General features: G+C 32.0%; 14 protein-coding genes. 6 read left to right on the forward strand and 8 right to left on the reverse strand.

Translation table 11 applies throughout. The annotated features are described in order from the left end of the window. Nucleotides 1-39 precede the first annotated feature (39 nt). The 7 genes from EG814_RS08470 to menD form a co-directional block, all read right to left on the reverse strand. Nucleotides 40-1,266: a tetratricopeptide repeat protein gene (locus EG814_RS08470; RefSeq protein ID WP_125720858.1), complete on the reverse strand. Its 1,227-nt coding sequence runs from the start codon at nt 1,264-1,266 to the stop codon at nt 40-42. Between the two features lie 206 nt (nt 1,267-1,472). Beyond that, nucleotides 1,473-2,150 carry a metal-dependent hydrolase gene (locus EG814_RS08475; protein ID WP_125720860.1) on the reverse strand — a complete coding sequence of 226 codons (678 nt, stop codon included), beginning with the start codon at nt 2,148-2,150 and terminating at the stop codon, nt 1,473-1,475. A gap of 31 nt (nt 2,151-2,181) precedes the next feature. Next, nucleotides 2,182-3,144, reverse strand: coding sequence for a 1,4-dihydroxy-2-naphthoate octaprenyltransferase (menA, locus tag EG814_RS08480; RefSeq protein ID WP_125720862.1), 963 nt, complete (start codon nt 3,142-3,144; stop codon nt 2,182-2,184). A 93-nt stretch (nt 3,145-3,237) separates the two neighbouring features. Further along, complete coding sequence (locus EG814_RS08485) at nt 3,238-4,071, reverse strand: 1,4-dihydroxy-2-naphthoyl-CoA synthase (RefSeq protein ID WP_125720864.1); 834 nt, start codon at nt 4,069-4,071, stop codon at nt 3,238-3,240. 785 nt (nt 4,072-4,856) lie between these two features. Then, nucleotides 4,857-5,711, reverse strand: coding sequence for a CvfB family protein (locus EG814_RS08490; protein ID WP_125720866.1), 855 nt, complete (start codon nt 5,709-5,711; stop codon nt 4,857-4,859). Between the two features lie 166 nt (nt 5,712-5,877). Then, entirely contained in the window at nt 5,878-6,219 is a 342-nt protein-coding gene (locus EG814_RS08495; protein WP_125720868.1) for a DUF2853 family protein, read from the reverse strand. An 89-nt stretch (nt 6,220-6,308) separates the two neighbouring features. Continuing rightward, nucleotides 6,309-7,970 (reverse strand): 2-succinyl-5-enolpyruvyl-6-hydroxy-3-cyclohexene-1-carboxylic-acid synthase, encoded by a 1,662-nt coding sequence (gene menD, locus EG814_RS08500; protein WP_125720870.1) that lies wholly within the window; start codon nt 7,968-7,970, stop codon nt 6,309-6,311. A 179-nt stretch (nt 7,971-8,149) separates the two neighbouring features. Here menD and EG814_RS08505 point away from each other — a divergent pair, with 179 nt between their 5' ends. Further along, on the forward strand, nt 8,150-9,325 hold the full coding sequence (locus EG814_RS08505) for a thioredoxin family protein (RefSeq protein ID WP_125720872.1): 1,176 nt from the start codon (nt 8,150-8,152) through the stop codon (nt 9,323-9,325). A 16-nt stretch (nt 9,326-9,341) separates the two neighbouring features. Continuing rightward, nucleotides 9,342-9,839, forward strand: a complete 498-nt coding sequence (locus tag EG814_RS08510; RefSeq protein WP_125720874.1) for a GNAT family N-acetyltransferase — start codon at nt 9,342-9,344, stop codon at nt 9,837-9,839. Nucleotides 9,840-9,972: 133 nt separating this feature from the next. Here EG814_RS08510 and EG814_RS08515 read toward each other — a convergent pair whose 3' ends face one another. Beyond that, nucleotides 9,973-10,557: a glutathione peroxidase gene (locus tag EG814_RS08515; protein WP_125720876.1), complete on the reverse strand. Its 585-nt coding sequence runs from the start codon at nt 10,555-10,557 to the stop codon at nt 9,973-9,975. A gap of 766 nt (nt 10,558-11,323) precedes the next feature. Here EG814_RS08515 and EG814_RS08520 point away from each other — a divergent pair. The 4 genes from EG814_RS08520 (at nt 11,324) to EG814_RS08535 (ending at nt 13,871) form a co-directional block, all read left to right on the forward strand. Next, a complete protein-coding gene (locus tag EG814_RS08520; protein ID WP_125720877.1) occupies nt 11,324-11,854 on the forward strand; it encodes an RNA polymerase sigma factor in 531 nt (176 codons plus the stop codon). Continuing rightward, nucleotides 11,855-12,643 carry an anti-sigma factor gene (locus EG814_RS08525; protein WP_125720879.1) on the forward strand — a complete coding sequence of 263 codons (789 nt, stop codon included), beginning with the start codon at nt 11,855-11,857 and terminating at the stop codon, nt 12,641-12,643. 98 nt (nt 12,644-12,741) lie between these two features. Beyond that, nucleotides 12,742-13,128: a DoxX family protein gene (locus EG814_RS08530; protein WP_125720881.1), complete on the forward strand. Its 387-nt coding sequence runs from the start codon at nt 12,742-12,744 to the stop codon at nt 13,126-13,128. Between the two features lie 5 nt (nt 13,129-13,133). Further along, nucleotides 13,134-13,871, forward strand: coding sequence for a DUF3667 domain-containing protein (locus EG814_RS08535; RefSeq protein ID WP_125720883.1), 738 nt, complete (start codon nt 13,134-13,136; stop codon nt 13,869-13,871). Nucleotides 13,872-13,875 lie beyond the last annotated feature (4 nt).

A 13,875-nucleotide genomic window follows, 5' to 3' on the forward strand; every position in this document is an offset into this window, starting at 1 on the left:
CTAAGGTGCTAAGGTTCTGAGAAGTTTTTATTTGAAAGCTTAATTATACAATTTTAAGATTTTTTCAAAATCTTTGGAAGGTAAACCTGCTTTTTCAAATGCTTCAAAATCTAATTTTGTTTTAGCAACCCAACTTAAACTATCAGTTACATTTTGGGTTTGGTATTTTTTATAGATGGCTTTGGCTGCGCTATAATTGTCGCTAACTAAATATGTATGAGCCAGATTTAATTTAACCAATAATTCTGTATCATCCAATTTTTCTCCTTCCTGAAGCACTTTTAAAGCTTTTGCATATTGTTTCGTCAGAATGTAGCAATAGCCTAACGAACTGTAATCTAAAGCCGTTGCTTTTCCTTCGTTAACAATTGTATTTAGTTTTGGAATTGCTTCGTTGTATTTTTGCGCTTTGATTAAAGAAGCTGTTTGTGTTCTTAAATCGTTAAATACGTTTTTAGAAATATCAGCGTCTTTGTAACAGCTGTTTCCAAAATCTTTGTAGACTTTTGTTTTTTCTACAGCCAATAATTTTTGAAACTCATCATAACGATATTGTTTCATAATTTTATTTAAAATGCAAACACAGAAATCATCAGAATTTGCCATTTTTTGCGCCATTGTAGAAGTTTTGCATAAGCTGATAATTTCGTTTTTATTATCCTGATTCCATCCTCTATTTAGTTTTGTGTCTACCCAAGGCACTACTTCCAAAACTACTTTCTGACTTAAAAGCCAATTTTTGCTTTCAAAACCAAACCAAATTGTACTGATGTTTTCTTTTAAACAAGACGATTTATTGACAGACAAACGTTTGGCGTCTTTGCTTACAGGTTCTGCTTGAGAATAGCAAGCTTTGTCGATTTTACCGTCTGCAACATATTTTTTGGCATTTTCATTAGAGGTAAAAATCGAATACGTACATTGATCATCACCAGAAATTTTTGACATCAAGAAAACAGCGCCGGCAGAACCTTGGCTAACTCCTGTTGGATCTGGAATTGCTTTTAATAATGAGACCAAGCTATTGGCCATTTCTTGATTTTTGTCTAAAAGTGTGATTCTATATATAATTTCTGTAGTTCCAACGGGTAAATCTTCTGTTGGTATAGAAATTCTATCGCGCGCAGGAACCATAATTTCTTTGGTTGTCGCTCGTTCTTTGTCCCAATAACCTTCTTTTTGAGCAAAAGCATTAAAGGAAAACGTTATAAGTAATAATAAAATTATTTTGAAAGTTACATTTCGTGATGATGCTTTAAGTGCCACGGATTATAGATTAAAATGATTTTTACTTTTAAAAACTCAAATTTAAATTAACATAGATTATGCCAAATAACTTTCTTATGAAAAACAGACCGTAGCCCCGATCGGAGCGATATCTCCCGATTTAGAAAAACAAGACCTTTTAGCCATAGTTTTTCTAAATCAGGAATATAGTTAACTCCTTCTTTCGACTTCGCTCAGGATGACAATTATAGTTCAATAGATTCTCCGATTGGTAAAAGCATTAAATCTTTTCCTTTATCAAAAAATTTACGAATAGATTCTTCGTGATTGATTTCTATATAACCGAAAGTATCAAAATGGTATCCTAAAACTTTATCACATTCTACAAAATCTGAAGCAATAATAGCGTCTTCAACATCCATTGTAAAGTTGTTTCCGATAGGCAAAATTGCAAGATCTAGTTTTGTACGAAGCGGAATTAATTTCATATCATACGTCAACGCAGTATCTCCAGCGATGTAGATATTTTTGTGTTCGCCTTCGATAACAAAACCTCCAGGATTTCCTCCATAAGAACCATCAGGAAAACTGCTTGAGTGAATGGCATTAACATATTTTACTTTTCCGAAATCAAATTTCCAGCTACCGCCATGGTTCATAGGATGCGAATTGAATCCTTTATTTGCGTAATAACTTGCTATTTCTGCATTAGAAACAATAACTGCATTGGTGTTTTTTGCAATTGTCTCAACGTCCAAAACGTGATCTCCGTGTGCATGTGTTACTAAAATATAATCTGCTTTTAATGTGTTAATATCAATTGCAGCAGCTTGCGGATTTCCTGTGATAAAGGGATCCACAATAATATTTTTTCCTCCTACTTGTATTCCTAAAGAAGCGTGTCCGTAGTATGTAATTTTCATGTTTGTTAAGTTTTAAGTTTAACGTTATTTTTTATCTCCCTCCTAAAAACAGGTTTACAATAATGTCTGAAATCAATGAAATCATGCATACTGTCAATAGTATAGAAAGCAAGAATGTGCTTAATGCCAGTTTTTTCAATTCTGGATCTAATAATTTTGGATCTTGATTTTTGTAAACTGTGATTAAATGTTTTGTCAACGGAATATAAGCCAATAAAAACAAGTATTGGTCAAAGTTGTAATCACTTAAAATAGCAAATACAACTACAGAAACCATTGCAGTAATAATAAGGAAGAAGTGATAATTTTTAGCCTTTTGAGCTCCAATCTGTACTACAATCGTGTTTTTTCCAGATTTTTTATCCGATTCCTGATCGCGCATATTGTTCAGGTTTAAAACCCCAACACTCAATAATCCGATGGCAACAGCCGGAAGAATTAAAAGCGGATCTACTTCTTTTGCATATAAAAAGTTTACTCCTAACGTACTCACTAATCCGAAGAAAATGAAAACGAATAAATCTCCAAATCCTCTATATCCGTATGCAGAATTGCCTACTGTGTAACGAATTGCAGAAATAATAGCCGCGATTCCTAACAATAGAAAAAAGATAGAATACCCAAAATTGTCTTTTCCGAAAGCAAAATATATTAATGTCATTGCAGACAATAATGTCAATAACGAGGTGATAATAATGGCTTTTTTCATCGCCTGCGGTGTAATAACACCACTTTGAATAGCACGTTGTGGCCCTACTCGATCTGTATTGTCTGTACCTTTAACTCCATCGCCATAATCGTTAGCAAAATTGGATAAAACCTGTAATCCTAATGTTGTCAATAAGGCAAAACCAAAAACTTTCCAACTAAAGACTTCTGTTGGAGTATTGATAGTTTCTGTAGGATTAGACAAAGCATAAATACTTCCAACTATAATTCCGGAAACTGATAAAGGTAAGGTGCGCAGTCTAGCGGCTTCAATCCAATGTTTCATTCTTATTTTTTAGTTTATATAGTTTAAAGTTTCATGTTTCAAGTTTTTTCACAGTGTAACATGAAACTTGAAACTTGGAACAATTTTATTAAATTAAGGTAACCACTTATTTTCGCCGAAGTTTGGTTTTCTTTTTTCTAAGAAAGCGTTTCTTCCTTCTTTTGCTTCTTCGGTCATGTAAGCCAAACGAGTTGCTTCTCCTGCAAAAACTTGCTGTCCAACCATTCCGTCGTCTGTTAGATTCATGGCAAATTTCAGCATTTTTATAGAGGTTGGCGATTTCTGAAGAATTTCTTGTGCCCACTTGTAAGCAGTCGCTTCTAATTCGTCGTGAGGGATTACAGCATTTACCATTCCCATTTCAAAAGCTTCTTGTGCAGAATAATTTCTACCTAAAAAGAAGATTTCACGAGCTTTTTTCTGTCCCACCATTTTAGCCAAATATGCCGATCCGTAACCACCGTCAAAACTTGTTACGTCTGCATCTGTCTGTTTAAAAATAGCGTGTTCTTTACTAGCAAGTGTCATGTCGCAAACTACGTGCAAACTATGTCCGCCACCTACAGCCCATCCAGGAACAACTGCAATAACTACTTTTGGCATAAAACGAATTAAACGCTGCACTTCTAAAATATTTAAACGGTGCTGACCGTCTTCTCCAACATATCCTTGATGTCCGCGTGCATTTTGATCTCCACCACTGCAGAAAGAATAAACTCCGTCTTTTGTAGAAGGCCCTTCAGCAGAAAGCAGAACAACTCCAATTGAAGTGTCTTCTTGTGCATCGTAAAAAGCTTGGTATAATTCTGAAGTAGTTTTAGGACGGAATGCATTTCTAACATTTGGTCTATTAAAAGCTATTCTCGCTACTCCATTGCATTTTTTATAAGTTATATCTTCAAATTCTCTGGCTGTAATCCAATCCATTTTGATTTTTTGTTTAAAATAATTATACGGTAAAAATAAAGCATTTTTACTACTTTACCTACTTAATCACTCTTAAGTCTTTACTAATTTGGCTTGCAATGTTAACAATTGGTCTTTACTTACAAAAAATAACATTTTTTAACATTAGTTTAGAAAAATAATAATTAATTTTACACCCTAGAAATCAATGAGATACAAAACATTTTAAAGATTTCGGATTGATTTTCTTTCACTGATTTATTAACCTAAAAAATGATTTTTTTGAGAAAATTTAAAAAATTTGTCGCTCATTTTTTTAGGGTTTTAAGTAACAAACCTCAATTAAAAGAGCAAATGATTTATGTGTTTGTCGAATCTTCAAAAAGAAAAAAGTAACACCTAAGGTTAAATGTTAGAATTGTTATATAATTAGTATAGGAATGATAACGAAAAAGAAAAAAGCACTAATTCACACTTTCTAAAAGTTATTTTATAAACCAATGGATCAGCCGTGAAATTATTTTTTTGTTATTAAGATAGGTGCATCAAATCATTTAAAAGACATACCATTAATGGGATGATTTCTAAAATTCGTAAAGTTATTGTTCTGAGATGGATTCGAATTATTTTATTTCTGTTTTTTTTTAATTACAATTTTTTTTAAAACTGAATAAAAAGCGAAAGGCTGCTCGTAATGGGCAGCCTTTTGTGTTACAATGATTTTGCTGAAGCAAAATAAATTTCAAATTTTAAAATTCCAATTGTTACTTTTCAAATTGGAATTTGGAATTTTTATTATTGGAATTTTACTCCTTTACTAGATAAATCCCGTCATCTTTTATTTCAATCAGTTTTTCTTTGTATAAAGAACCAATCGCTTTTTTGAATGACTTTTTACTCATTTTCAAAACGGTTTTAATGTCTTCAGGATGCGAATCATCGTTTAAACGAAGGAAACCTCTGCTAGCTCGTAATTCGCTTAATATTTTTTCAGCATTTGGTTCAATGCTCTCAAAACCTTGAGCTTGAAGTGCTACATCAATTTTGTTATCGGGACGAATATTTTTGATGTAACCGCGCATTCTGTCGCCAGTTCTTATCGCATCATCATAAACTTCATCTTTGTATAAAAGCCCTTTGTGCTGCTCGTTTATAATAACATTAATTCCCATATCGGTAATATGAGAAACAATTAAATCCACTTCTTCTCCTTTTTCAACCGTCAAATTATCATTACTCAAAAATTGGTTGGTTTTGCTCGACGCTACCAAACGATTGGTTTGTTTGTCTAAGTACAAATAAACCAAATAACGTTTTCCTTTTTCCATTGGGCGAGCTTGCTCTTTGAACGGAACAAGGATATCTTTCTCCATTCCCCAATCCATGAAAGCACCAACATTATTAATGTAATTTACTCTCAAAAGAGCAAATTCGTTCAATAAAATATAAGGAACCAATGTAGTTGCAACAGGTCGCTGTTCGTGATCTAAGTAAACAAAAACGATTAATTCTTCGCCAATTTCAAATACTTTTGGTACATATTTATTGGGCAATAAAACATCGTGAATTCCATCTGGATCATTGTCAGGATCTCCCAAAAATAAACCAACTTTGGTATCACGTAATATAGTTAGAGTATTGTATTTTCCTATTTCTAGCATTTTAATAAGTTTCTAAGCAGCATAACTGCTAAGTTTCTGAGGTGCAAAGGTACGAAGTTTGGATTGGCACAAAGAATTAATTTTAACAAAACTCCATTTATTCTTATAAATTAGAAAATCCCTTTATGTATATGTGTCATAAAGGGATTTTGAATGCTACATTTTATTATTTAAAAACACTTTCTTTTTTAAAGTGTACCGTAAGTAAATAATATACTACTGCTCTATATTTGTGTTTGTTAGATTTTCCATATTTTTCCATTACGGCATCAATTCCTTTGTCTAAATCTGGATTATCTTTTAAACCTAATTTCTTGATTAAGAAGTTATTTTTTACGGTTTTTAATTCTGATGCTTGCGAAGAAGCTACTGTAGAGGCATCATCATTATAAATTGATGGGCCGCAAGCGATTGTAACTTTTGTCAATAAATCGGCATCGGCTGTAATTCCGCATTTCTCTTTTAAATCTGCTGTGTACTTTTTAATTAAATCTTCTCTTTTGCTCATAACTATAAATTAATTGGTGAATATTATCATCAAATTTATAGCTAAACAAAGCACAAAACAATAATTTTAACAAAAAATTTCTTTCATTTCTATAATAAATATTTAAAATACTGTTTTAGAATAATATCATTCTCCAATGTTGGCGTAAAAACTTCTAAAATGGATGGAGCATCATTAGATTTATATAAAGACTGTATTCCATTTTCTAAAGATTGCAAATCTTGAACTGCGAAATAATTTAATCCATACATTTTTGCTAAATGTTCGGCTGTGAGTTTATGAGACGTTTCAAAATAGGTATTGAAAACTGGTTTTTCTTCATGTCCAGGAAGAATTCTAAAGATTCCACCGCCTCCATTATTAACTAAAACAATTTTGAAATTTTTAGGAATATACGAATTCCATAAAGCGTTGCTGTCGTATAAAAAACTTATATCACCAGTAACAAAAACGGATTGTTTATCATTTCCTACCGCTGCTCCAACTGCTGTAGAAGTGCTTCCGTCGATTCCGCTTGTTCCTCGATTACAGAAAACCTCAATAGAAGCATCAATATCAACTAACTGTGCATAACGAATGGCCGAACTATTACTAATTTGCAACATGCTGTTTTTAGGCAAAGATTCAATTACTTTTTCAAAAACCTTAAAGTCAGAAAATTCAATTTTGCTTAAATATTGCTTTCTTCTTTCGAGCCTTGTTTTGTAAACTGCATCGATGTTTTTAAAATAATTGCTTTTTACAAAAGATGTTTGCGAAATCAGATCTTTAAAAAAATCATTCGGTTGCATTTCAAAGTGTTTTGTCAATGCATCAAACGTATCGTAAGCACGTAAAGTGTCAATATGCCAATGATGTTTTGGTTTATATTTTCTTAAAAATCCTTTAATCCTTTTTGAAACAACCATTCCTCCAAAAGTTACTAAGACTTCTGGATTAAATTGCTTGAAATCAAAATCATCAAATGGAGTTATTAAAGTATCAATTGAATTAATAAAACTCTCGTGATGAAGATTTGAAGTCGTTTCTGTAAGCACAACAACTGATGGATCTGAGGCTAAATTTTCAATAATTTCTTGATCAATACTATTGGCTTCATTAACCCCAACCAAAACTAATTTTCGCTTTGCTGTATTCCAAATAGAAACAAATTCTTCGCTATTTTCTATGTTTTTTGATAAATTTTCAGGCTGTAAAACTGTCATTTTTGGTTGTACAGAAAGTTCTTCTGTAGTTTCATATAAAGGCTCTTCAAAAGGAGCGTTAATATGAACTGGACCTTTTTTAAGAATAGCCGTTTCAATAGCCAAATTGATTTTTAAGTCGTTTTCTTCTGATGTCTCTTCGGTTAAATTGGCATTAAAAACGGAGTGATTAGAAAAAACATTTTCTTGACGAATGGTTTGTCCGTCACCGATATCAATTTTGCTCTGCGGACGATCGGCAGAAATCACAATCAATGGAATTTGGCTGTAGAATGCTTCTGCCACAGCGGGATAATAATTTAATAAAGCCGATCCTGATGTACAAACAATTGCGGTTGGCTGTTTGGTTTGCTGTGCAATTCCCAAGGCAAAAAAAGCGGCACAACGCTCGTCTGCTATACTGTAACAAGTAAAATTTGGATTTTGCGCAAATCCGATCGTTAACGGTGCGTTTCTAGATCCTGGAGAAATTATAATATTTACGATGCCTTTGGCAGATAAAATTTCGATAATGCTTTGTGCAAGCGCTATTTTGGGGTAAATCATTACGGTCGTGTATTACTTTTTTTTAAAGAAAATCTTCTAATTGATCTTGCTTTATCTTGCTTACAAAGTTACAAAGTTCGCATTTGATTTATAGTATAATTAGGAATATATTAAGGCTGTTTCCCAAAAAAGGGAATATATTTGTAAAATCGAATAATTACTAAAAAGTCCGACTTGATATGCGTTTTTTATTTTTACTTTTTTTTGCTGTTACTTTTCAAACGATAATTTCTCAGAATCAATTTGTTCCTGTTGATGTTCCGTATAAAACGGCTTTGGAAAATGCAAAAAAAGAAAGCAAACCACTTTTTATAATGCTTTATGCTAATTGGTGTCCGCATTGTAATTTAATGAAAACGGAAGTTTTGAGTGATCCCGCTATTATCGATTTTCTGAATAAAAATTTTGTGTGCACTTATAAAAACATTGAAAAAGAAGAAGGAATTGCTTTAAAGAATAAATTCAACACCAAATCGCTTCCGACTTTTTTATTTATTGATAATAATGAAACACTGATTTATGCCTTAAAAGGCGAAATGAAAAAAGCTGAATTTCTAAATGAATTGAATAATGCTTTGAATCCGAAAATGCAATTGCCACAATTAGAGAAAGATTTTCTAGCAGACCCAAGCAATTCGGATAAATTCTTTACCTACCTAAATACTTTAAAAAAAGGAAAAGATAGAACAGAATTATCAATTCCAACGCATATTTATCTCAATACTCAGTCTGATAAACAATTGGTTAGCGAATTAAACTGGAGAGTTATTGCTAACGGAGTCACAGATATTAAGTCTAGAGAATTTCAATATGTTTTAAATCATCAGAAAGAATTTGCGTCTGTAGCTTCTCAAAATCGTGTTGACCGTAAAATTGAAAGTATTGTAAATGAACTTCTTCGTCCTCTAGTTGATAATTTAGACACAGTAAACTATTATAAACAAAGAGAAATCGCAAAATCTATCCGATTGCAAAAAACTGATTCTTTGGTTTTTAAATACGATTTGACATTAGCAGAAAGAACTGAAAAATGGAATTTCTACAAAAAAGTTACTCTTGAAGATACCGAAAAATTGGTTTGGAATGACGCCAGTTTTTTAAAGGATATTGGAAATACCTATTTCAAACATATCACAGATACAGAAAGCTTAAAAAAAGCTATTTCTTGGGTAAACCGTTCTTTAGAGTTAAATGATTCTTATGACGGAAATTTGCTGGAAGCCAAACTTTACAATAAATTGAAAAACAAAAAGAAAGCTTTGGAATATGCTAAAAATGCCAAAGCCATTGCCAAAGAAATGGACTGGAATTCTAATGAAGTAGATACTTTATTAGCCGAACTAAACACCAAATAAACCGCAATAATTACCAATGAGCATTATTTTAAGACCCGCAACAACAAACGATTTGCAAAGGATTCTAGAAATTGTAAATCACTCTATTTTACATACAACAGCAAATTATAGCTACGAAATTCAAACTTTAGAAGTTCAAACTAAATGGTTTGAAGATAAAATGTCCAAAAATCTTCCAGTGGTTGTGGCAGAACTAGATGGCGAAGTCGTTGGTTTTGGAAGTTACGGACAATTTAGAGAAAAAATTGGCTATCAATATACCGTAGAACATTCTGTTTATGTAGTAGATAATATTGTAGGAAAAGGAATTGGCTCTAAACTTTTAACAGAATTAATTCGTTTAGCCAAAGAGCAAGGCTATCACGTTATGATTGGTGCTATTGACGCTGACAACGCAGGAAGCATTTCTTTCCATGAAAAATTCGGATTTGTTGCTACAGGAACAATTCGTGAAGTGGGCTACAAATTTGACCATTGGCTGGATTTGGTTTTTATGCAGCTGATTTTGGTTTAACCGCAAAGTTCGCAATGAATTACGCGAAGTTCGCAAAGTATTTAAAAACTCTGCCCCTTTGTTTCTTTGTAACTTTGGAGCTTAAAAAAAGACTCAAATTTGAATATTTCAAATTTGAGTCTTTTTTTTAGTTTTAGCTTTTAATCCAGTTGATTACTTCTGGCTCTGTAACTAAAGTTTTTGGTTTAATTACTTTTACCAATTCGCCTTTTTCGTTGATTAGGTATTTTTGAAAATTCCATTCTACTTCAGAATCTTGTAAACCGTTTCTTGATTTTTCAGTTAAGAATTTATAAACCTCACACATATCGCTTCCTTTAACAGAAACTTTATTCATCATCGGGAAAGTCACGCCATAGTTCTGCTGGCAAAAACTTTCGATTTCTTTAGCAGTTCCTGGTTCTTGAGAAGCAAAATTGTTTGCAGGAAAACCTACAACTACAAAACCTTTATCTTTATATTCTTTATAAACGGCTTCTAAATCTTTATATTGAGGAGTCAGTCCGCATTTTGATGCTGTATTGACAATCATAATTTTTTTCCCTTTTAGCGAAGCAAAATCAAAAGTGTCTCCTGATAAATCTTCTACTTTAAACTGATAAATGGTTTCTTTTGTCATGGTTTTATCTGTTTTAGATAATTTAGTTTTACTCGTTTGAGCATTAGTCTGAGTGCTTAATAAAGCGGCTCCAAATAATATAAAAAGTATTTTTTTCATCTTTTAATTTTTTATAAAATTAGGTAAAAATCATTTTCAACAAACTTAATTTTTGCCAATCAAAAGTTAAATAAAAAAATGAAGCCTAACGTTAATCAGACGTTAGGCTTCCCCCCATACAAACAAATCAAACCATGAATTAATTATTATGCTATCTTTTATAAATTATAGTTGATGACTCGGTTATTTTCGAAAATTTCTTTCCCCCAATATGTCAAACGTCTTTCAAAAAATCTTTTTAATGGCTTGTATGATGTAAATTTAATTCCTAAAATAATCGAGAGACATATTAAAAAATCTTCTATTTGGAAGTCCGAGTACATCAACTATTCAATATCATTATGCTTATTATTTTTAATTAACAATAATTGCTTTTGCGCTATTATCAGTATTTGACAAAGTCTCTTTCAGAAAATCTTTCTTAGTAAAAACGATCAAGGTCAAAACTGTTGTTAATCCAACTATTAATATTCTGACTATTATTTTGCTATCCATATGTCCTTAATAATATTATAACAACAGCTTTTTTTAGATTTTTCTAACTTCATCAAAGATTTCTCTGATCTTATAAATACATTTACGTAATCGGATTGTTTTTGGTTTAAAAAAAAGTAAAAAAAATTGCACTTTTTTTCTGAAGCCTTTATTTTCTTAGGTTTTGGACTATTAAAAAATTTATAAAAATCAACAAAAATAAATTAACTTTATAAACAGGTTAGCACATAAAGGCTTAACATTTATTTTTCAAACTTAAAAATCCAAATCTATGAGTCAAGAAGAACTGCTAGTTTTAATTTACAAAAAGGACGAAAAAGCTTTTACCCATTTGTACGATATGTACTCAAAGAGCTTATTTTCTGTCATTCATGTCCTAATCAAGAATCGCGAAGAAGCAGAAGATGTGCTTCAAGATGTTTTTGTCAAAATCTGGAAAAACATTGATTCTTATAATGAGAGTAAAGGACGGTTTTACACTTGGATCCTTAATATCGCCCGAAATACATCGATCGATAAACTTCGTTCTAAAGACTACAACAATAGCCAAAAAAACCTTTCATCAGATAATTTCGTAAATCTCTTAGACGAGAGCAATAAATTGAGCCACAAACTAGATGCAATAGGAATTCAGGAGTTTGTAAAAAAACTAAAACCAAAGTGTATCGAAATAATCAATTTATTATTCTTTAAAGGATATACCCAGCAAGAAGCTTCAGAAGAATTGGCGATGCCACTGGGGACTATCAAAACGCAAAACAGAAACTGTATTAACGATTTACGCAATTATTTGAAGATATAAATGGAAGCACAAGAATATATAGAATCAGGAATTTTAGAGCTGTATGTATATGGCCTATTAAGTGAAAAAGAAAATCTAGAGATTGCCGAACTGGCCAAAAAAGTCCCTGAAGTAGATCAGGAAATTATTTCGATCGAAAAGGCAATAATCGCTCTTTCTTCAAGCTTCTCTCCTTTTCACTCTGTGGAAAATTTTGAGAAGATTAAAGCACGTCTGGAACTAAAGCATGGAAAAGTAGTCGACATGAAGCCTGCTTCAAACTGGGCACAATATGTGGGCTGGGCAGCGGCTGTGTTATTGCTTTTAGGTTTAGGCTACCAAACTTTAGAATTGACCAAAACCAGAGAAGCGATTTCTACTGTTGGAACTGAAAAGAATAAAATCGAAAGAGATTTTGCTTATTTAGGACAGCAGAATAAAGAAATCCAGAGAAGTTTGAATATTGTGAGAGATATTAAAAATACAGGTGTAACTCTTGGAGGTCAGGCTGTATCTCCAACATCTTTTGCAAAAGTTTATTGGAATCAGCAGACAAAAACAACATATATTGATGCTGCGGGTTTACCGACTCCACCAAAAGGAATGGTGTATCAGGTTTGGTCTTTAAAATTGAGTCCTGTACTTACTCCAACAAGTATTGGTTTGTTGGATAATTTTGAAGAAAATACTCAGAAAATCTTTGCAGTAAGCCAGACCGATTCTGCAGAAGCTTTTGGTATTACGCTTGAGCCAGCAGGCGGAAGTCCTACTCCTACAATGGAACAACTTTACACTTTAGGAAAAGTCTAAATATCAATACTTTAAAATTACTAAGAACGCATATTAATTTATTTGATATGCGTTTTTTTATTATTTTCGAGTGGCTAATTTATCGTAAAAGAATTATTATGAATGGAAATTTACTTTTAAGAATCGCTGTAGCCATTATTCTGCTTACGCATTCTGTTTTCGGAATTTTTAATAATGGCATAAATGATTTTGGCAATCTCTACCTCAATCAAGTCGGATTTGCTCCTTTCGGACTTTATTTAGCCTGGCTAATTAAAATCTCGCATATTATAGCAGCTATTCTTTTATTGCTTAACAAATACATTAAGCTAGCCGGATTTGTAACGATTTTTATTTTAATAATGGGAATTGTAATGGTTCATTTTCAAGAAGGATGGTTTGTTGTAGGCGGAGGAAGAAATGGCTGTGAATATAATTTTCTGCTAATTTGTGTTCTACTGGCTATTATGTATCCTTCTGGTTTTTCTAAAAAAATAAATTCATAACATTGATGGTAACAATTTGTAAAAACTGTAATACTACATTTACTGGAAAATTTTGTAATAACTGCGGTCAGACTGCAGAAACGCACCCAATTACGGTAGCTTATTTATGGCATGATATACAACATAGCCTACTTCATTTTGACAAAGGAATTATATATTCTTTCCGAGAACTATTTTCAAGGCCAGGACATAGCGTTCGAGAATTTATTGAAGGAAAAAGAGTAAAACATTTCAAACCACTGTCTTTAGTCGTGGTTACAGCTTCTCTTTATGCTTTTTTGTATCATTATTTTGATATTAATATTTTTCAAAGTGCAGATCAAAATCCAGAAGTAGATATTTCTGATTTTAAAAAATGGACAACTGACCATTTTTCTTGGTTTACCATTATTACAATTCCAATTTACACCATTGGGACTTATGTCTGTTTTAGAAAACAGGGGCATAATTTTATAGAATACTTTGTGCTAAATACTTTTAAAGCTTCTCAAAGATTACTCGTACAAATATTAGCCTTTCCGTTTCTTTATTATTATAACGGAACTCCGAAAATTAATACCGTTTTAAATTTTGTATATGTATTAGGATTGGTTTTGATATTTTGGACAAACCTTCAGTTTTTCAACAAAATAAGCAAACTTAAGGTCTTCCTACTTTCGATTCTAAGCCATTTGATATTTCTCACTTTGTTTTTCATTTTCATTTTTCTTGTTTTGCTAGCTTCAGGAGTCAAAATAATATAAAAAA

The sequence above is a fragment of the Flavobacterium ustbae genome (assembly GCF_003946915.1).
GTDB classification, from domain to species: domain Bacteria; phylum Bacteroidota; class Bacteroidia; order Flavobacteriales; family Flavobacteriaceae; genus Flavobacterium; species Flavobacterium ustbae.

Coding starts and splice junctions, on each gene's coding strand:
- EG814_RS08495 (WP_125720868.1), bottom strand. CDS start 6,219: ATGAGCAAAAGAGAAGATTTAATTAAAAAGTACACAGCAGATTTAAAA.
- EG814_RS08490 (WP_125720866.1), bottom strand. CDS start 5,711: ATGCTAGAAATAGGAAAATACAATACTCTAACTATATTACGTGATACC.
- EG814_RS08530 (WP_125720881.1), top strand. CDS start 12,742: ATGAATGGAAATTTACTTTTAAGAATCGCTGTAGCCATTATTCTGCTT.
- menD (WP_125720870.1), bottom strand. CDS start 7,970: ATGATTTACCCCAAAATAGCGCTTGCACAAAGCATTATCGAAATTTTA.
- EG814_RS08505 (WP_125720872.1), top strand. CDS start 8,150: ATGCGTTTTTTATTTTTACTTTTTTTTGCTGTTACTTTTCAAACGATA.
- menA (WP_125720862.1), bottom strand. CDS start 3,144: ATGAAACATTGGATTGAAGCCGCTAGACTGCGCACCTTACCTTTATCA.
- EG814_RS08485 (WP_125720864.1), bottom strand. CDS start 4,071: ATGGATTGGATTACAGCCAGAGAATTTGAAGATATAACTTATAAAAAA.
- EG814_RS08510 (WP_125720874.1), top strand. CDS start 9,342: ATGAGCATTATTTTAAGACCCGCAACAACAAACGATTTGCAAAGGATT.
- EG814_RS08535 (WP_125720883.1), top strand. CDS start 13,134: ATGGTAACAATTTGTAAAAACTGTAATACTACATTTACTGGAAAATTT.
- EG814_RS08475 (WP_125720860.1), bottom strand. CDS start 2,150: ATGAAAATTACATACTACGGACACGCTTCTTTAGGAATACAAGTAGGA.
- EG814_RS08520 (WP_125720877.1), top strand. CDS start 11,324: ATGAGTCAAGAAGAACTGCTAGTTTTAATTTACAAAAAGGACGAAAAA.
- EG814_RS08515 (WP_125720876.1), bottom strand. CDS start 10,557: ATGAAAAAAATACTTTTTATATTATTTGGAGCCGCTTTATTAAGCACT.
- EG814_RS08525 (WP_125720879.1), top strand. CDS start 11,855: ATGGAAGCACAAGAATATATAGAATCAGGAATTTTAGAGCTGTATGTA.